This window comes from uncultured Pontibacter sp. (genome assembly GCF_947492645.1).
GTDB lineage: Bacteria > Bacteroidota > Bacteroidia > Cytophagales > Hymenobacteraceae > Pontibacter.
This window is the reverse complement of record NZ_CANLMZ010000003.1, coordinates 82674-102068: the sequence shown is the minus strand read 5'-3', so window position 1 is coordinate 102068 and position 19395 is coordinate 82674. Positions and strand designations below refer to the sequence as shown.

At 44.7% G+C, this 19395-nt stretch carries 15 protein-coding genes; 8 read left to right on the top strand and 7 right to left on the bottom strand.

What is annotated here, in order from left to right; genetic code table 11:
• The first annotated feature begins 10 nt into the window (after positions 1-10).
• Complete coding sequence (locus Q1A23_RS03275; RefSeq protein WP_299819434.1) at positions 11-1135, top strand: hypothetical protein; 1125 nt, start codon at positions 11-13, stop codon at positions 1133-1135.
• A 79-nt stretch (positions 1136-1214) separates the two neighbouring features.
• Here the strand turns inward: Q1A23_RS03275 and Q1A23_RS03270 are convergent, their stop codons facing one another.
• Together Q1A23_RS03270 and Q1A23_RS03265 are read right to left on the bottom strand one after the other, a co-directional pair.
• Positions 1215-4328, bottom strand: coding sequence for a carboxypeptidase regulatory-like domain-containing protein (locus Q1A23_RS03270; RefSeq protein WP_299819431.1), 3114 nt, complete (start codon positions 4326-4328; stop codon positions 1215-1217).
• Positions 4329-4456: 128 nt separating this feature from the next.
• Positions 4457-5092, bottom strand: a complete 636-nt coding sequence (locus Q1A23_RS03265) for a C40 family peptidase (protein ID WP_299819428.1) — start codon at positions 5090-5092, stop codon at positions 4457-4459.
• A gap of 74 nt (positions 5093-5166) precedes the next feature.
• Here Q1A23_RS03265 and Q1A23_RS03260 point away from each other — a divergent pair, with 74 nt between their 5' ends.
• Positions 5167-6570 (top strand): FAD-linked oxidase C-terminal domain-containing protein, encoded by a 1404-nt coding sequence (locus Q1A23_RS03260; RefSeq protein WP_299819425.1) that lies wholly within the window; start codon positions 5167-5169, stop codon positions 6568-6570.
• 68 nt (positions 6571-6638) lie between these two features.
• On the opposite strand, the gene Q1A23_RS03255 is transcribed toward Q1A23_RS03260, so the two are convergent.
• Entirely contained in the window at positions 6639-6896 is a 258-nt protein-coding gene (locus Q1A23_RS03255) for a hypothetical protein (protein ID WP_299819423.1), read from the bottom strand.
• A 21-nt stretch (positions 6897-6917) separates the two neighbouring features.
• Positions 6918-7811, bottom strand: coding sequence for an alpha/beta fold hydrolase (locus Q1A23_RS03250; RefSeq protein WP_299819420.1), 894 nt, complete (start codon positions 7809-7811; stop codon positions 6918-6920).
• A gap of 155 nt (positions 7812-7966) precedes the next feature.
• Here Q1A23_RS03250 and asnB point away from each other — a divergent pair, with 155 nt between their 5' ends.
• From asnB to Q1A23_RS03235, 3 genes are all read left to right on the top strand, one after another.
• The gene (gene asnB, locus Q1A23_RS03245; RefSeq protein WP_299819417.1) at positions 7967-9871 is read left to right on the top strand and encodes an asparagine synthase (glutamine-hydrolyzing); all 1905 of its coding nucleotides are present in this window, start codon (positions 7967-7969) and stop codon (positions 9869-9871) included.
• A 92-nt stretch (positions 9872-9963) separates the two neighbouring features.
• The gene (locus Q1A23_RS03240; protein ID WP_299819414.1) at positions 9964-11316 is read left to right on the top strand and encodes a UDP-glucose/GDP-mannose dehydrogenase family protein; all 1353 of its coding nucleotides are present in this window, start codon (positions 9964-9966) and stop codon (positions 11314-11316) included.
• The gene (locus Q1A23_RS03235; RefSeq protein ID WP_299819411.1) at positions 11317-12279 is read left to right on the top strand and encodes a UDP-glucuronic acid decarboxylase family protein; all 963 of its coding nucleotides are present in this window, start codon (positions 11317-11319) and stop codon (positions 12277-12279) included. It begins immediately after the preceding gene.
• A 95-nt stretch (positions 12280-12374) separates the two neighbouring features.
• On the opposite strand, the gene Q1A23_RS03230 is transcribed toward Q1A23_RS03235, so the two are convergent.
• Both Q1A23_RS03230 and Q1A23_RS03225 read right to left on the bottom strand, forming a co-directional pair.
• Entirely contained in the window at positions 12375-13280 is a 906-nt protein-coding gene (locus Q1A23_RS03230; RefSeq protein WP_299819409.1) for a hypothetical protein, read from the bottom strand.
• Between the two features lie 12 nt (positions 13281-13292).
• On the bottom strand, positions 13293-14537 hold the full coding sequence (locus Q1A23_RS03225) for a polysialyltransferase family glycosyltransferase (RefSeq protein WP_299819408.1): 1245 nt from the start codon (positions 14535-14537) through the stop codon (positions 13293-13295).
• A 93-nt stretch (positions 14538-14630) separates the two neighbouring features.
• Here Q1A23_RS03225 and Q1A23_RS03220 point away from each other — a divergent pair, with 93 nt between their 5' ends.
• From Q1A23_RS03220 to Q1A23_RS03210, 3 genes are all read left to right on the top strand, one after another.
• The gene (locus Q1A23_RS03220) at positions 14631-15803 is read left to right on the top strand and encodes a glycosyltransferase family 4 protein (protein WP_363322025.1); all 1173 of its coding nucleotides are present in this window, start codon (positions 14631-14633) and stop codon (positions 15801-15803) included.
• Between the two features lie 220 nt (positions 15804-16023).
• Complete coding sequence (locus Q1A23_RS03215) at positions 16024-17016, top strand: glycosyltransferase (RefSeq protein ID WP_299819403.1); 993 nt, start codon at positions 16024-16026, stop codon at positions 17014-17016.
• Complete coding sequence (locus Q1A23_RS03210; protein WP_299819401.1) at positions 17013-18071, top strand: glycosyltransferase family 4 protein; 1059 nt, start codon at positions 17013-17015, stop codon at positions 18069-18071. The genes Q1A23_RS03215 and Q1A23_RS03210 overlap by 4 nt, the downstream gene beginning before the upstream one ends.
• Here the strand turns inward: Q1A23_RS03210 and Q1A23_RS03205 are convergent.
• On the bottom strand, positions 18064-19308 hold the full coding sequence (locus tag Q1A23_RS03205) for a tol-pal system protein YbgF (RefSeq protein ID WP_299819398.1): 1245 nt from the start codon (positions 19306-19308) through the stop codon (positions 18064-18066). The genes Q1A23_RS03210 and Q1A23_RS03205 overlap by 8 nt on opposite strands.
• Positions 19309-19395 lie beyond the last annotated feature (87 nt).

The following is a 19395-nucleotide window of genomic DNA, read 5'->3' as shown; positions in this document are numbered from 1 at the left end:
AGAAATCAAGATGAAAAAGTATATCTATATAATCTGTTCATTGGCTCTCACGTTCACGGCTTGTGATCCAATGGAAGATGTTTACGATGAGTTAGACGCTTTAGACAAAGTATCTGACCATACTATGGCCATTACCTTAGGGGCCGATGACTATAAAATTGCTACTAAAAACGCTTACTTCTTATCAGAAGAAGATGCAGCTGCTAAAATCCCTGCTATTCTGGATTCTAAGTACCCACACCTGGATAACGGAACAGTAGCAACAGTAACATACAACACGGCTACTACTGTATTTACAAACACGTATGTATCTAGCGTTGAAGAGTATGAAGTTACTGACGAAGAGTATACAGCCTTAGGCTTTAAGTATGGTAATTTTGATAGTGCGGACGATATGGTTACGTTCCTGAAGCATAAGTATCCTGAGGCTAAAGACAAGCAATTAGTTAAGCTTACTTATGCCTGGTACAATGGTTCTACTGATCCATCAACACAAGATGTGACAAATCATTTCTTCTTAGTAAATGGTGAGTGGGTTCAAACCTATCTGGTAACTAATGCTAACTATGAGTCAGTAAACCACACAAAGTATACTTTCTCTTCATCTGACGGTGATAACCTGGCCTTATACTTAGATAAGTTCTTGAAGGAGAGTGTTCTTGGCGCTAAGGCCGGGGATGTACAGTATGTAAGCTACGCTTATTACAGCAGCTCAAGCAAAACTACATCTCAGCGCGTTACTGCTATGGGATACAACGGTTCCAACTGGTATGAGCTTGATGAAAGTGTAACTACAGAGGCAGCGCTTAACTTTTCAAAGCAAGATGGCGTTTGGGTACCGGATCTATCTATCAGGTATACATTAGTTGGTGCTGATTATCTGTGGATTTCTGAGCAACCGGTTGGAGATGCTGCGGCACTTGCCAGCCTTGGAAGGTACAGCAACTTCGATACTTCACTTTGGCCACGTGCAGACCTTATTAAAGCTTTAGGTGCACTACTTAAAAATAAGTACCCTAATGCAGAGGCAGGGCAAAAGTTTAAAGTTACTTACATTGTTTATGCTGGTGGTACCAGTTCAGCAGAAATTACTCTGATCCTGGATGAGGCAGGTGAGTTTGAAGAAGCTGAATAGGTTATACTTGAAAATCATACTATAAAAAAAGCGGCCTCGGATATTTCGGAGCCGCTTTTTTTATGACTATACTTTAAAATCAGTTAAAGATGTACCTCACGCCCAGCTGCCCCTGCCACCTGGAGTCGAACTGGGAAATGTTGTAGGCACGGTTATTTGGGTTGAAGGTAAAGGTTGGTTGCCCGGCTGTGTTACGGCCTGCAAAGCGAATGATTTCGTTGGCATTGTTATTCACGAAATACTGCCGCCCCCAATCTCTGTTGAGTAAATTGCCCACGTTAAAAATATCGAAGGTAATTTGCAGGGTATGTCTGTTCTCGCCCACGTTAAGGTAAAAGTCTTGTAACAGGCGTAAGTCAAACTGGTGCGTCCAGGGCATTCTGCCGGCATAGCGCTCTGCATACTGGCCACGGCGATCGCTTAGGTAGTCATCACGCTCTATAAAAGCGTTTAGCGCATCCCATTGCTCATCTGGCGAGTAGGTGGTGCCACTAACGGTTAAGGGTACAAGGTTTATTTCGCTCTGGTCGCGCGGCACATAAATCAGATCGTTTGCAAAATTGCCATCCCGGTTCAGGTCTTGGTTATATACATAGGTAATTGGCAGCCCAGATTGCCCCTGGTAAAACAGCGATATACCTGTTGCAAAGTTATTAGCATACCTAAACGTATACCCACTAGTGCCAACTATCCTGTGCCGCACATCAAACCTGGCATATGCCAATTCTGGGTTGTTAGGGTTGTTTATGATCTGGTTAAACTCATAGTTAGATAAGGCAGTTGAGCTGGTGCCACTATTTACGTCTTTTGATTTGCCGTAAGTATAAGCTACGGATGTGTTCAAGCCATTCGCGAAATCTTTGCGCAACTGGCCAGTTAAGCTGTAGCGAAAGCCCTCACTAGTATTATCTAAAAGTATAACGTTGGTGTAGTTCGGGTTTCGGCGGCGCTGCACCGGGAAAACATTTCTGTTGTCAGCGCCCTCCAATTGGCCAACAGGCGGCAATAGGTTTAGGTCGCGGTATACTACATCGTTTAAGGTTTTAGAGTAGATACCTTCTACGGTTGCAACAATATCGAGTGGTAAAGTATAATCGAAGGCCAGGTTACTGCGCCATACTTGTGGCAGCTTAAAATCATCTTCAATCACGTTAACCTCTACTGTTGTAACGGGTGGCCCTGCCTGCACCTGCTGGCCTGGGTCAGGTATAAAGGTTTCCGGGTCTCTTACATCTACGGTGCCTAGTATGGTTCCGGTGTTTACAAACTGGTTAGACAGCCAAACAAAAGGCACACGTCCGGTAAACACACCTGTACCGCCTCTTATCTGGAAAGCCCTGTCATCGGTTGGCGTAAAGTTAAAACCAAGTCGGGGAGCCCAAAGCAATTGGCCACTAGGGGTGCGGTCCGTTCTCAGGCCCGGAAAAAAGCTCTGGAAGTCAGCTTCGAGTTGTTCGTTGCGTGCTGGCTTGTCCGGGAAAACAGGTAAATCCAGGCGTACCCCTAACGTTACTTTTAGTCTTTCTGAAGCGGTGTACTCATCCTGAAAGTAGAAGCCCAGCTGTGCGGCATTAAATTCGGCGGCTGGCCTTGCATCTCCTGTTAGCGAATAGCTGGCGCGTACTCTTGATGGGTCGTTATTAATAAAGTCATCAATAGAGTTAAAGTCCCATCGGCCGTTCAGGTTGTTGATAAACAGGTTCCGGAACTTGAAAAATTCGTTGTGCGTGCCAAAGGTAAAATTGTGCTTGCCTACTAAAAAGGAGAGGTTATCGGTGAACTCGAATATATCCTGGTCTAGCTCGTTTGCTGTAGAAGAGCGTTCAGAGCCAAAAACAAGCGTGCCTACCGGGTCGAAAATTGTTACTTGCGGGAACAGCCCACCAAAAGTTTCACGGTTGTCGCGGATGCTGGAGTAACCAATGATCAGGTTATTTGACAGACTGTTGGATATACGGCTGTTAAGCTCAGCTACTGTTGTGTTCGTTTTGCTGTTAAACTGATAGGCGTTGTTTCCAAACCTGGCTTCGGCCCTGCTCCTGGAAAAAGACTCCTGAAAGGCATCTACAAAGTTATGGCGCAGCGTTAAGGAGTGGTTGTTGGTAATGTTCCAGTCAAAGCGTATAAAGAACTTGTCGCTTTCGGTGTTCCTGTCAAAGTTGCCAAACGAGCCTACGTCGTAGCCATAGGTTTCCTGTACAAAGGTGGCAAGCCGCTGGGCATCGCTAAGCGGTATCTGCGATTCGGCAGAGCCCGGTGCAAAGCGAACAGGCTCTGTTATGCGGGTGGCATCGTAATTAAGAAAGAAGAAAAGCTTATCCTTTACAACCGGGCCACCCACACGCACTCCGTATTGGTAGTTCTTAAACTCGTCTGCTTTTTCGCGTGGGCCTTCCACAGCTTTACCTATAATATCCTCGTTACGGCCAAAGCCATATACGGAACCTGAAAACTGATTTGTTCCTGAGCGGGTAACTGCATTTATGCCACCGCCTGTAAAGTTGCCTAACTTCACGTCGTATGGTGCTATAACAACCTGTATTTCTTGGATGGCATCCAGAGAGATAGGCTGAGTGCCTGCCTGGCCGCCTGGTGTGCCGCTTCCTGCAAGGCCAAACACGTCGTTGTTCACGGCGCCATCAATAGTAATGTTGTTATAGCGGTTATTAGAGCCTGCAATAGAGTTGCCTGATGCCTGTGGCGTTAAGCGTGTAAAATCCTGCAGGCTTCGGCTAAGGGTAGGCAGGTTTTCGAGTTGCTCCCGCGATACGTTAGTGGCTGCACCTGTTCGGTCCTGGTTGAACACATCATTTCTTTCACCTACAATCTCTACTTCACCTAACTGGCGGGAGCTTTCAGATAAGGTGAAATCTACCCGGGCTGTCTGCCCAAGTGCAAGGTTCACGCCCTCGGTGCGCTGTTCCTGATACCCAACATAGGATGTGCTGACCGTATAAGGACCGCCGACACGCATGTTCTGTATGTTGTAGTAACCGTCTACGTTTGTAGTGGCCACATACTGTGTATTAGTGGGCGTATGAACGGCAATAATAGTAGCACCCGGTAACGCGGTGCCACTCTGGTCTTTAATCGTACCGCTTAATGCGGCTGTGGTTGCACCTTGCGCCAAAACCATTTGTACTTGAAGTAAAAAGGCAAAGCACAGGAGCAGTCTTTTGTAGAGAACTTCCATAGTACTTATAACTAGTTGATTTACAATTGCTTTTACTAGCTTTTAAGTATGTATGTTCTAGTTGCTCTTTATTAAATTTACGCTATAACAAGAGGTGTTTGATTGCCTAATAAAAAGCAGGCGTTAACCTAGAAAACAGGCGGTCTTACCGCTTTGATGAATATTTTCTGATAATGGTCCGAAAATAAATTATTTTCGATAACACCCAGCGAAGTAGAGGCATGTATAAAGCGGATGTCCTCTTTGCTTACTACTTCTGTAACCATGCCAACATGGGTAATTTCGCTGCTGTTTCTGTTTGCTCCAAAAAACACCAGGTCACCTTCTTTCAAATCTTTAACTCTTACTTCGGCCCCGTAGCGGCTTTGCTCGTTTGATGTGCGCGGAAGTATAACATCTATACTTTGGAAAGACGTACACAGTAAACCGGAGCAGTCCATGCCTACGCGGGTGGTACCTCCCCACTTATAAGGCGTTCCTGTGTAAGAGCGTGCCGTACTGATAACAGTTGCCACCTGCTCGTCCAGGTTGCGTGGCATGCGTGTGCGGCTAGTGCGGTCTTTTGAGGCGAGAGGGGCATCTTTTCCGCCGTTTTTGCCGGCCAGTTTACGTGCTTTGCGGGCTTGCCTCTTTGCCTCTGCTATTTCGCGGGCAGAGCGGTATTCCTCGCCACGTTTGCTAAAAGTAGGCTGCGATGTCTGGCAAGATACCGCCAACACCAATAAAAAGATAAATAAAGCAGAAGTAGTAAATAGTGATCTCAAAGCGTATTTTAGCAAAGTTGGATAATCAGAATATTAGTTCAGGCTAATTTACTCATTAGCAACTCTATTTAAAAATGAAATTTAACCAAGTAACCCTAGAAGTAGTAAAAATGCTCTCGTCTGTAGTTGGCCCTGAGCATATTGTGTTGCCGGCAGCTGCCGACGATATGCTACGCTATACCCACGACGAAACCGAAGACCTGCGCTACGTACCTGAGATAGTTGTTATACCTGCAAACGCTGAAGAAATCAGTTGTATTATGCAGTATTGCCACGAAAATTACATTCCGGTGACACCACGCGGCGCCGGTACAGGCTTAAGCGGAGGCGCACTTGCTGTGCATAAGGGAGTTATACTATCCACAGAGCGGCTAAATAAAATTATCAGCATAGATGAGCGTAACCTGCAGGCAACTGTAGAGCCGGGGGTAATTACACAGGTTTTCCAGGAGGCGGTAATAGAGCGCGGCTTATTTTACCCACCAGACCCATCAAGCCGAGGCAGCAGCTTTTTAGGCGGCAACTTAAGCGAGAGCAGCGGTGGGCCAAGGGCTGTAAAGTATGGCGTTACAAAGGATTATGTATTAAATGTAGAGGTGGTGCTGCCAAGCGGCGAAATAACCTGGACTGGTGCAAATGTTCTTAAAAATGCCACCGGCTATAACCTGACACAACTAATGGTGGGTAGTGAAGGTACCCTGGGCATCATCACCAAAATCGTTTTTAAGCTTATACCTTACCCGCCGCAGAACCTGGTGATGCTGGTGCCTTTCCGAAGTGAAGAAGAAGCATGCGCGGCCGTGTCAAAGATTTTTATGGCAGGTATAGTGCCTTCTGCACTTGAGTTTATGGAGCGCGAAGCAATCGAGTGGACCTCGAAATACGTGGCTGTAACCGTAGACATTCCAGAAGATATTAAAGCGCACCTGTTGATTGAACTGGACGGGAAGGACATGGAGCTGCTCTTTAAAGACGCCGAGCAAGTATACGAGGTGCTTGAAAAGTATGATGTAGGAGAGATACTAGTAGCCGAAACCGAAAAGCAAAAAGCTGACCTCTGGCACCTGCGGCGCAATGTAGGCCATGCCGTTAAAAGTAACTCTATTTATAAAGAAGAAGATACTGTAGTGCCTCGCGCTGAACTGCCAATACTACTAAGAGGTGTAAAAGAAATTGGTGCCAAGTATAACTTTAAGTCGGTTTGCTACGGGCATGCCGGCGATGGGAACCTGCACATCAATATAGTAAAGGGCAACATGAGTGATGAGGACTGGAATGATAAACTGCCAGAGGGTATAAAAGAGATATTCAGGCTTTGCGTATCGCTGGGTGGTACTATTTCAGGAGAGCACGGCATAGGGTTGGTGCAGCGGCCTTATATTGCTATAGCGCTAAATGAGGTGCAGTTGCGGTTAATGCGAGGTATAAAGCAGCTTTTCGATCCCAGGGGTATACTTAATCCGGGTAAGATATTTTAAACAGGAAAGGCGCAGAAGTTTAATTTTGCGCCTTTCCCGTTTTATACTTTACCATATCAGATTATACTTTATTTTGCTGGTTTTTTAGAGGTGTTACGCTTGCTCTTAGCCAGGTTCTGATCCAGGCCTCGCAAATTCATCCAAGAGCGCATCAGGTTTTTATGCGTTTCAATTACAGGTGTGTCGCCTTCGTGTGATGCTGAAGTATGATGATCAGTTGCTTTTTGCTGCTTAAGTGACAGTAGGCTTTCCTGGGCCTGGGAATTTTCTTTCTCGGTAGGGTAGGCACGAAGTATGGCCTCTTTATAAGATTTGTTCATTTTCATAATATGTGTTTTAAATTTATACTAAGAGTGGTGTAAAACCTCCTTCTTCTTTTCCTCTTTTATAAAATTGCTTACATAGCTGGCAACTTCATCGGCGTTATCTTCCTGTAAAAAATGCCCTCCGTCCTCAAAGTGGATCACGTAGCATTCATGAAAAAACTTCTTCCAGCGTTGTAAGGCTTCAACTTTAATAAGCTTGTCCTGCTCACCCCAAAGTATAAGTGTGGGTATGTCCTGTATCTGCTTTCGCTGTTTCCAAAGTTCTTCGTACCACTTGGTTACGCCAACTAATTCGCGGGCGCAGGCAAGGCTTTTAACGCGTTGTTCAGGATCTCCTAATGCTTTTATGTAGTGTTCCTTGATGGGGTCCGGTACTTTATCTGCTTCTCTGAATAGTTCGTTTACAAGCGTTTTGGCAGATACATTTAGCTTAGAATGCAAAAACTTGCCTAGCGGCCCAACCAGGTACTTGCTTGTTTTGCCAAATGACTGGTGCTTCGACAACGACCACGTCCAGGAGTTAAGCATTACAATGCGCTTTACATTGCCTGGGTGCTTAATAGCGTAAGCCAGTCCGATGGGCGCACCAAAATCGTGCACTAAAAGCGTTACATCCTTTAACTGGAGGTGTTCCATCAGGTGCTCAAAGTTGATAGCGTGGGCACGCGGCTTATAACTGAAGTCTTCTGGCTTATCAGAGAGCCCAAACCCTATAAGGTCAAGTGCAATACAGCGGTATTTTTTCCGGAGAATCTTAATGAGGTTCCTGTACAGGAAAGACCAGGCGGGCGTGCCGTGGATCATAACGATCGGAGTACCCTCCCCCTCATCTATATAATGCATTTTGCCAGCTTCAAGCTGTAGGTAGTGCGATTTAAACGGATACTCTTCCGTATCCAACCATTCTGGTTTCATACAAAGTATAGGGTGTATTTACTTAACTATACTTTGATTGAGAAGGCAGGTTGTTAATTTTACCTAAATTTAGGGTTGGTAACAGGGCAAACTTAGGCGACGGTAGGTATATGCACGGCCAACAGTAAATTTATACTATTGTCATAATTTTATTTATGTGTGGATTAGCAGGCGTTTTCGCTTTTACAGATGCCGGTCGTGAGGCCATCGATTTGCTTCCTAAAGCTTCGGCTGCCCTGGCACACCGTGGCCCCGATGCAAGTGGCCTGTACCTACGAGAGGCCGTGGGGCTGGCACACACACGATTATCCATCATAGATCCGTCTTCTGCCGCAGACCAACCGCTAACCGATGCCACTGGGCGATACACCATCATACTCAACGGAGAGATCTTTAACTACAAAAAGCTACGTGACGAGTTAATTGAAAAAGGCCATAGCTTTAAGACCGAGTCTGATACCGAAGTAGCTTTGCATTTATACATGCAGAAGGGGCAGGAGTTCCTTAAAAAATTAAGGGGCTTTTTTGTGTTGGCCATATACGATGCGGAAGACAAAAGCCTGTTTATTGCCCGCGACAGGTTTGGGGAAAAACCTGTTTTATACTTTAAAGACGCAGATAAATTTTTGTTTGGGTCTGAGTTAGGTACTTTACTCGCATTAGGCGTTCCACGTGAATTAGATTACACATCGCTTTACCAATACATGCAGTTAACTTATGTGCCAGCCCCGGCAAGTATGATAAAAGGAGTAAAAAAGCTGCTTCCCGGCCACTCGCTTTATATAAAAGATAACAGGGTAAAAGATACAGCTTGGTACAGGCTGCCTTATGATACCGATAAAGCCTCTCAGAACACATTAACCTACACGCAACAGCAAGCAAAACTACATAAACTTTTAACTCAGGCTGTTACCGATAGGTTGACGGCAGATGTGCCGGTTGGAGCCTTTTTAAGCGGCGGTATTGATTCTTCTATTATAGTGGGGCTTGCTGCCAGCCATGTGCCTGGCCTTCAAACGTTCTCAGTCGGCTTTCCAGACCATCCATACTTTGATGAAACCCGCTATGCCAGATTGGTGGCAGAAAAGTACAATACAAACCATACAGAGGTGCTTCTAACGGCAAACAACCTTTATGATAACCTATTTGGGATGCTGGACAGTATAAGCGAGCCCTTTGCAGACTCTTCGGCACTTGCTGTTTATGCCCTTAGTAAACAAGTAGGCAAATCTTTAAAAGCGACATTGTCTGGTGATGGTGCTGATGAACTTTTTGGCGGTTATAACAAGCATCTGGCTGAGTATAAGGCTATAGCAGGTGGGGTGGGCGCTAGTGCTGTTTCTCAGCTCGAGCACTTATGGAAACTTCTACCAAAATCCAGAAACTCTTTTATCTCAAATAAGGTAAGACAACTACAGCGTTTTGCTGAAGGCGCACGATTATCTCCAAAAGAGCGTTACTGGTTCTGGGCTACCTGGCAGAAAGAAAATGAGGCTTTACAGCTGTTAAACTCTTATCATCGTTCTGCGGCAGCCAATAAACTATACTTTGCCCGCAAAAGCCGTTTGCTAGATTGCCTAAGTAAAAACCACCACGACTTAAATAACGTACTGTGTGCCGATTGGCACCTGGTGTTGGCAAATGATATGTTGCCTAAAATAGATTTAATGGGAATGGCTAATGGGCTTGAGATACGCAGCCCTTACCTGGATCACCGATTGGTGAAATTTGCCTTTGCGTTACCTGCTAAATCTAAAATAAACAAGCTAGGCCAAAAGCGCATTTTGGTGGATACTTTTAAGGATGTGCTGCCTGAGGAACTGCTGACAAGGCAGAAAAAAGGCTTTGAAATACCTTTGCAAGACTTCTTGCGCTCAAAAGGGCAGGAGCTGGTACAGGAGCTTTTATCGGAGAAGTTTGTGCACTTGCAAGGTATATTTGATAATGAGCAAGTAAGGCTACTTCGTGATAGCGCAAAAAGCAATAAGAATAGCGCACAACAGACAAAGCTATGGAGTTTACTTGTGTTTCAATACTGGTGGCGAAAGTACATGGCTTAGCCTGAGCGCTATTAAATTGTATTTCTGGGTATGAAATTATAACATATTAATACAAAAGGTTAAATTTGTAATCTTATAAAAAACATTTATCTATGAGAATAGCAGTAGTTGGGACGGGCTACGTTGGCCTTGTAACGGGCACGTGCTTTGCCGAAGTGGGCATAGACGTTACCTGCATTGACATCGACGAGAAGAAGATAGAGAACCTGAAGAAGGGAGTTCTGCCGATATACGAACCGGGGCTGGAGGAAATGGTGGTGCGCAATGCGCAGAAGGAGCGACTTTCGTTCTCCACCGACCTTGCCTCTTCCATTCAAGGCTGCGGCTGCGAGGCGGCTTTCATCGCCGTGGGCACGCCTCCGGGCGAGGACGGCTCCGCAGACCTGAAATACGTGCTGGCGGTGGCCCGCGAGATCGGCCGCAACATGACTGACTACATGGTGGTGGTGACCAAGAGTACTGTGCCGGTAGGCACGGCCCAGAAGGTGCGCCAGGCCATAGAGGAGGAACTCGCCGCCCGCGGCGTGGACATTCCTTTCGATGTGGCCTCCAACCCGGAGTTCCTGAAGGAGGGCGCCGCCATCGAGGATTTCCTGAAGCCTGACCGCATTGTGGTGGGTGTGGCTTCGGAGAGAGCCCAAGGGGTGATGCAGAAGCTTTACAAACCCTTCCTGATGAACGGACACCCGCTCATTTTCATGGATATCCCTTCGGCTGAGATGACCAAGTACGCGGCCAACGCCATGCTTGCCACCAAGATATCTTTCATGAACGACATCGCCAACCTGTGCGAGATCATGGGCGCAGACGTGAACATGGTGCGCAAGGGCATCGGCTCGGATGTGCGCATCGGCAACAAGTTTATTTACCCGGGTATCGGCTACGGCGGCTCTTGCTTCCCCAAAGACGTGAAGGCGCTCATCAAAACGGCCGAGGACAACGGCTACCAGATGCAGGTGCTCAAGTCGGTGGAGAGCGTGAACGAGAACCAGAAGTCGGTGCTTTTCAATAAGATCATGGTGCACTTCAACGGTGACATCGCCGGCAAAACCTTCGGCATCTGGGGGCTATCTTTCAAACCTAAGACAGACGACATGCGCGAGGCGCCCTCGCTGGTGATCATCGAGAAGCTGCTTGAGCAGGGCGCCAAGGTGCGCGCCTACGACCCGGTGGCCATGAAGGAGGCACACCATACGCTCGGCGACACGATCGAGTACGGCAAGGACGAGTACGAGGCGCTCATCGACGCCGACGCGCTGCTGCTGGTGACCGAGTGGCCTGAGTTCCGCTCGCCTAACTTCACGGTGGTGAGCAAGCTGATGAAGGACAGGGTGATTTTTGACGGACGCAACATTTACGATGCCCAGGAGATGGCCGAGAAGGGCTTCGCCTATTACGGCATCGGCGTGAAACAGCAAGTACAGCAGGAAAAAGAAGCAGTATAGATGACAAAGAAAAGAGTATTGATCACGGGCGGGGCCGGCTTTCTTGGATCCCACCTGTGTGACAGATTTATAAAAGAAGGCTACCACGTGATAGCCATGGATAACCTGATCACAGGTAACCTGGAAAACATCGAGCACCTTTTTAAACTGGAGGATTTCGAGTTTTACCACCACGATGTGTCTAAGTTCGTTCACGTACCGGGCAAGCTTGATTACATTTTGCATTTTGCATCGCCAGCCAGCCCAATCGACTACCTGAAGATACCGATCCAGACGTTGAAGGTAGGCTCTTTGGGTACGCACAACTTGCTGGGCCTGGCAAAAGCCAAGGGTGCGCGCATGCTGATCGCCTCTACATCCGAAGTATACGGTGATCCGCTGGTTCATCCGCAGATGGAAGACTACTGGGGTAACGTGAATCCAGTTGGGCCGCGTGGATGTTACGATGAGGCAAAGCGCTTCCAGGAGGCCATGACAATGGCTTACCATATGCACCATGGCCTGGAAACCCGCATTGTACGAATTTTCAACACTTATGGTCCGCGCATGCGCCTGGATGATGGCCGTGTACTGCCTGCTTTCCTGAGCCAGGCACTAAGAGGGGAGCCATTAAGCATCTTCGGCGACGGCAGCCAGACACGCTCTTTCTGCTACGTAGACGACCTGGTGGAGGGTATTTACCGCCTGCTGCTAAGCGATTACGCGTTGCCGGTAAACGTGGGCAACCCATCAGAGATCACGATCAAGGAGTTTGCCGAGGAGATTTGCAAGTTGACCGGCGTGGAGCTGAAGGTGGAATACCAGCCGCTGCCGAAGGACGACCCGCAGAAGCGCCAGCCGGACATTGCCAAGGCCAAAGACATACTTGGATGGGAGCCGCAGGTGGACCGCGCCGAGGGCCTGAGAAGAACCTTGGAGTACTTTAAAGAGAAAATCCCGGCAACAACGCCACAGGAAGTATAAAATAAAAAGAGGCTGCCCATGGGCAGCCTCTTTTGTTATAATTCGTCGCTAAGCAGCACATCCCGTAGCCGTTCTCCGCTCTTACAACTAATGGTTTATACTTCTGGGTTGTTGATATCAACTTTCTTAAAGAATTTCGGGTTTACCTTGCCAATGCCTTCGATAACTTGATGCCTGTTGAATATAGAATCGAATGTTTTTCTAAGTAAGAGCCTGGCTTTAGATGGTAGAACCTTTTTATACAGGAAAAGAAGTTTACTATCTCTTTCTATTCGAGTTCCTTGTTTATCGGCTTCAAACAAATCCCATGCATATTGATAATCGGTTTGCTGCGGCATAACATAAAACACTGCTTTGGCTTCTACTTTCTCAGCAATCACAATAAGATGCGTAGGTAACGCGTTCGTAAGCATCACTCTGCTTTTTACTTGTTCCGTATCCGCCACGGTATACCAGTCTCCGCCGTCACCTGTATATGCTGCTAACATTTTTATTTTAAATCCATTCTGACTGCAGAAAACTCTATAAAAAAGTTCGGAGCTAAACTGGTAGAAACCATGACCAAAAGTGTTATTTGCAGGAGTAAAGCCAATAAAATGACCACCTACCTTTAATGCGTCCATGCAATTCTTGATTGCAACAGGAAAGTTGAATATATGCTCGAGTGTTCCCCCATCTACTACAGCAGAATATTTGTTTTGATACTCTAATGGAATAGGTACATTCATATCATGAATAATAGAAGCACCCTCGTACCCTGAATTGTCAATGCTATCAACAAGTGTTGCACCTAAAATCTCAAATAAAGGTTCTGCATATTCGTTCTCAAATTGCACATCATTGATTGCTTTTGTACTGTTCTTAAATAAATTAATGTGCTTGGTTATATCATCTTGCTTGGCTCCTAAGCATAGTCGTCCCAACATTAGTGTTTGGGTGAAGGATGCTCCTAATTGCTTGGCGTAAAAAAGAAGCTTAGCATTGTCTGAGGTGATTGCCATGTATGGGTTGATTTAATTATCCTGGCTCAGTAAGATATCTCTTAATCTTGCTCCGCTGTTGCCATCAAAACGGTAGAGCCAGTCTTCTGTAAATTTAGCTTTAAAAGATAGTTGGTCCCGGTGTATTTTGCAGCTACCTGATAAAACATTATATAAATCTTCAAGATTAAAGATAGGATAAGCCACACCTGCATCGGTAAACGGTTTAGAAACCATTAATTTACCAACCGGATGCTTTTCATAGGTGAGTAGGGTTATATGTTTTAAAGCTGCAAATGGTAAAAGATAGGTGGAGTAGAAGCCAAAAACTATACGAACACGAGGTGCATACCAATCAATGTCAGAATCACTTATCAATTTTAAGTCGTGATTTTGAGAGAGAGCAGCCCATCCGGCTTTATCTTGAACTGGGTGCAGTTTAACTAATAAGGTATATCCAAGCGCATTACAAATAGTGACGAGCTGTTTTGAAAAACTATGTTTGAGTTCCTTTGTCCAGCCAAGTAAGCTCTGTTCAGCTAAAGGCTGATCAATAAATAGAACAGCTTTAATTTCTTCTGCTTCCTTTATTTTTGCCAGATGGTCAAAGTAAGGAACACCAATGAAATGCACTTTTGTATTAATCGGTAGGTTTTCCTCTTTTTGATGTATCTTGAAAATATTATGGCTGAATGAAATGTAGATTTGAGGTATACGTTTATAAGATGCTACCCTTCTGCTTGTTTCTAAGAAGTTGTGTTTCTTTCTTACAAGTATAAATTCCCGCGCGAAATCAGCAGCTTCTTTTGGCAATAATTTTATACTGTTCAGCAGAAAAAGCCTGCTTTTAATTTTGCTGGATATCTGAAGCAATAACCTGGCTTTCGACTTTAACCTCTGAATGTAGGGTACTGGCAAGCTCGGACTAAACTTAGGGTCAAAACCTACAACATAATCTGCACGCAAACCATGCTCCAATTGGTAAGTGGGTATGTTGAAAGATTTACATGCTAAGTTTAGCACCACATGGTTGTAAGACTCAATGTATAGGAATACAACTTTGGAAGGGCATATTTTCTGTAATAATTGCTGTGCACTTGTAAAGTTCTTCCAGTAAATAGCATATCCGTAACTTTTATAAAAATTGCTTTTTTCTTCGTTAGGAGAGGTGTAATATAGAAAGTAAAATTCGCAGTAATCTTTAGATGCCTCTAGCAACTTAACATAGTCTTCTCTGCTATAGTCGCCTACAAAGATGATTTTTGGTTTGCTGAGCATCTGTTGAAAAGTAGATAAATAACTATATTTAATAAATATTTTAGAATCCGTTTGAGAGAAGCCTTAAGTCAAAAACCGACCATTGTTTTTGTTGTGCCTGCAATTACACATGAAGGTATCTCTAAACAAGTGCTGTTACAAATTAACTCGCTCCTAAGTAAAGAGTATAGCATAAAATTAATAGTTTTGACAAAAGCTGACAAAGCTATCTTAGTTGCATTTGCGCCTCTGTTACCCTCTGAGGATGTAGTTGAGCTAAAGCAAGAAGATCCCTACCTTTCAGTCAGAGCGCTAAGGTTATCACTTCCAGTTGCCCTTAAAGTAAGGAAGCACATAAGAAGCAAAGGCCCTCTAGTAATATTTGCACATGCACCGCTTGCGCATTTTATCATGCGTTTGGTAATGCTTTTAGGCTTTAGAGGAAACAACTGTAAGCTTTGGCAATACTTTCATATAACGCAGTATGCTGAGCACCCCTTAAACTCCTGGAAGCGAAAGTTAATAAACATACTTAATAAGCGATTGGCTAATCTGTTCGATTATGGCCATATATTTGTCTCCGAGGCTGTAAAGAATGATATACAACTGCATCTAATTAAATTAAATAACAATAGAGTAATTTATAATGCATTAGATAGTGTTGAAAATATTGAGTTAAATACAAAGCACACAAGAGAGAGTGAACGTAAACTGCAAGGCACACAAGTATTTACCATATTGCTTCCCGGAAGAATTGAGGCATCAAAAGGACAATTGTGGTTTCTAGATCCTCTGCAGAAGTGGATAAGACTTAAGCAGCTTAAGCCAGAGCAAGTTCAGGTGCTGGTAGTGGGGGAGGGTAGCCAGAAAGATAGATTATCTGAATTGGTTTTAACAAATGGCTTGCTCCCTTACGTGACTATAACGGGCTTACTTCCTAATAAGAAAGTATTGAAATATATGCGCCAATGTGACCTGGTAGTTATACCCTCATTTGTAGAAGGGCTTCCTTTGGTCATATTGGAGGCACTCCAGCAAAGGGCAATAGTACTTGCTTCTGATATAAAACCAAATCAGGAAGTGATCAGCAGGCAGGAGATAGGGCACTTGTTTAAAACTGGAGATGTGGCAGACTGTATAGATAAACTGCAGTTTCTGTTTCAGCATAGAGGGCAGGAACTGGTTAACAGCAGGGCTATTGAAACGCTCCTAAAAACCAGATTCTCTTTTGAGGTGCATATGCAGCGCCTAATAAATGTGATAGAGGACTCGACTAGTAATGGATAAGTTGCGAATTATATTTATTGGCTACTGGAGTATACATGATGGATTAACCAAAGCAACTATCCTGCCTTGGCTTCGGGTATTTCAAGCTTCTGATAGAGTAGATAAAGTTGTTTTATGCACTATAGAGCGAGGTAGCAGTACAAAGAACGATACATATAACCTTACTCTGCTGCCTAAATGTGAGCATTATACTTTAAGCCCAAAATATAGGAATGATAAAGTGTTGACTAAAGTAAGCGACTTTATCTATTTCCCAAAAGAAGTAGCCACTATTGCTGCTAAACATAAAGTAAATATGCTTTTTGCCCATGGCGCTCCTTCCGGTGCGTTAGCCTACAAAGTATGGAAAAGTACAAAGTTGCCATACTATGTAACCCTTTTTGAGCCCCATGCAGCTTATATGCTGGATTCAGGGATTTGGAACAGATATGGATTGAAGTTTATTTTTCAGAAATATTGGGAAGCTAAGCAAAAAAAGACTGCTGCGGGGCTTATACCTGTTACGTACAACTATGCAAAACAATTAATTGGAGAAGGTGTCCCAGCTACGAGGATGTATGTGGCCCCTTGTGCAGTAGATTTTGATACTTTTAGCTTTAATGAGCAGCAAAGAAACAGGGTAAGGGAAGTGCTTAAATGGCAAGAAAAATTCATAGGAATCTATGTGGGCAAGTATGGCGGTTTATACTTGGAGCAGGAGGCTTTCAAGATTTATGAGGAATGCTTTCGCTTAATTCCATCATTCAGGCTAATTATACTTACTCCTCAACCAAAAGAAGAGATTTATACTTGGTTAAGTGCACAAAGTATAAATTCAGATTCAGTATTTGTAGGGCAAGTGCCACATAAAGAAGTTCCTGCCTGGTTATCTGCCGCTGATCTTGCCTTTGCTACTTATAAAGCAGGACAATCAAAAGCAGCTTTATCCCCGGTTAAAATAGGAGAGTATTGGGCTAACGGCTTGCCTGTGCTTTTAACTGAAGGGGTTGGCGACGATAGCGACATTATAAAACGAGAGGGTGGAGGCGCACTATTCAATTTAAAGCAAAAGGGAAGCGTGGAGAAGGCAATAACTCAAGTTGTTAACATCATTAAAGACCCGCAGCACCGCCAGGAAATTCCCAAGCTCGCGCTGAAGTATAGATCGCTGGAGAGGCTGCAGGAAGCTTTCGACTATTTTTTTGGAGGCGCTGCAGCGGAGGACAAGGTATGAAAGTGCTTTTTGTAGTGCCTTATCCAAAAGGTAAAGCGGCTTCGCAGCGTTTCCGGGTAGAGCAATTTTTGCCATACCTACCAGCTCGAAGTATAAAGTATAAACTTGCCCCATTTTGGGATAACGCTACATGGGCTATACTTTACAAAGAAGGCCACTTGTTGCAGAAAGCTGTTGGAGTTATTAAAGGGTTAGCCCGAAGGATAATTTTACTTGCAAAGTTGCCAGCCTATGACTTTGTGTTTATACATCGTGAAACCATACCTGTAGGCCCACCCTGGTTTGAATGGATGGCTGCGAAAGTATACCGTAAAAAGTTGATTTTCGATTTTGATGATGCTATTTGGTTAGAGAACACCTCAGAAGAAAACAAAGGAGCTACCAGGTATAAACAGCATGGTAACGTTGCCCGAATATGTGCCTGGAGTTATAAAATCAGCGCAGGGAACAGGTATTTGAAAAGCTATGCGCAGCAATTTAGCCAGCAGGTGGTATACTTGCCCACTACAGTAGATCTTACCAAGTATAACCAAGTCAAAAATCAAGCTGCAGAAAGAATAGTTATAGGCTGGACTGGCTCACATTCGACGTTGCCATACCTGAAGCTGCTGGAGCCTGTATTGCAACAGCTGGAGAGAAAGTATGATTTCGATTTTGTTGTGATTGCCGATAAGGCACCGGACATAAAACTACGCTCGCTGTTATTTAAACCCTGGCAGCCAGAAACGGAGATTGAAGATTTGCTGCAGTTTCATGTTGGCGTAATGCCTTTGCCCGATACAGTATGGGCAAAAGGAAAATGCGCTTTTAAAGCATTGCAGTATATGGCATTGGGCATACCTGCGGTAGTTGCTGCTGTAGGAGCAAACACAGAGGCGGTGCCGGGTACAGCAGGTTATACTTGTGCTACAGAACTGGAATGGTACAATAGCCTGGAGCAGTTACTTTTAAATGCTGATCTGCGATGCAAGATGGGAGCTGCTGGCAAATTGTGGGTAACTGAAAAGTATAGCCTTCAAGCGCACCAGGCAACGTTTCTAAAGCTGTTTATTTAACCTTTTTGTTTTCTTTTAGATACTTTTTAGCCTCTTTGTAGTTAGCAGACTTCTTGTCATCTGTTTGTTGCAGCACAACAGTATAATAACGCTTAGCTGTTGATTTGTCTTTTTGTTGATCTGCTATCCTGGCCAGGTTTAAGTAAGAGTTCACAAAATAACCAGACTCACGCTCGTTGCTCATTTCTGCATACATGATAGCGTCCTGGTAATATTTTTTAGCCTTATCCAGATCGCGGTATTTGTTTTGGCTGATGTAAGCTAAAATGTAAGAGGCGTAACGGCCACTAACCGCTTCGTAGCCAGGCATTTTCTGGTCTAGCTTTGCAAGTATGTCCTCTGAAATGCGCTCTGCCCTGGTGAAATGGCCCTGCACAAAAAGCAACCGTGCATAAAAGCGCTGGAAGTAAGCATTGTCCGGGTACTTCAAAGCCAGATCCTGCGATACTTTTAAGGCCTCTTTTAAATTACCTTCCTCGTTCGAGTATATCTTCATCAGGAAGGTTTTAGACTCTGTGCCGGTATAAAAACCGGTATTTGCCACATAGCGCAATTGCTTTAAGCCCAATCGCTTATCTCCATTCGGGAAAAAAGCAAGTATCGGGCGCAGCATCGTATAGTTTTCGTGTATCCAGACAGAGTAGTAGTTAAACAACGCCTCACCAAATAAGAACTCGGGGCTAAGACCATTGCCTGCTTTGGCACGCTCCATGTACTCCAGAGACCGCTTGCTGGCTACTGTGGCTTTGCGCCAGTTGCTGCGCTCAGAGTGCAGGCGGGCCGTAAAACCGTAAGCTGCAGCCAGAAAAAAAGAAGCTTCAAAGTCTTTTTCGTCTTTATCATACATCTTCTCTGCCTTTTGTATGGTAGAGTCCATATAAGAAAAGAAAAGATCATCGTGCTGTAGCGTTTGGATATTGGTGGGCACAATTTTCCACCATTGGCTCAGGCCCATTAAAAAGTATGGCAGCGGGTGGTCCGGGTAGCGGCGGCGTATAGATTTAAACTGCTTTTCGGCCAGTTCATACTTAAAGTTATACATGTTGTCTACAGCGCCTTCCAGCTCATACTGCACATCCTTGTTAAGCAGCAGCATGCCTTTTACCCTCGTTGCTTCCGGTATTACCTCAATAGACTCGATGGTAACATGGCGCATAGCCGTGGTATCGGTAGGTGATTGTGCGACTGCAAGCAATGATGAACTAAGTACGAAGATGGTGAAAAAGAATTTCTTCATGTATAAAGTATGAAATTTCTGTGCTGCTTTGCTATGTCCCCGGGCTCAAAACCGTAGGTTCTAAAAGTACAACAATTATATTACATT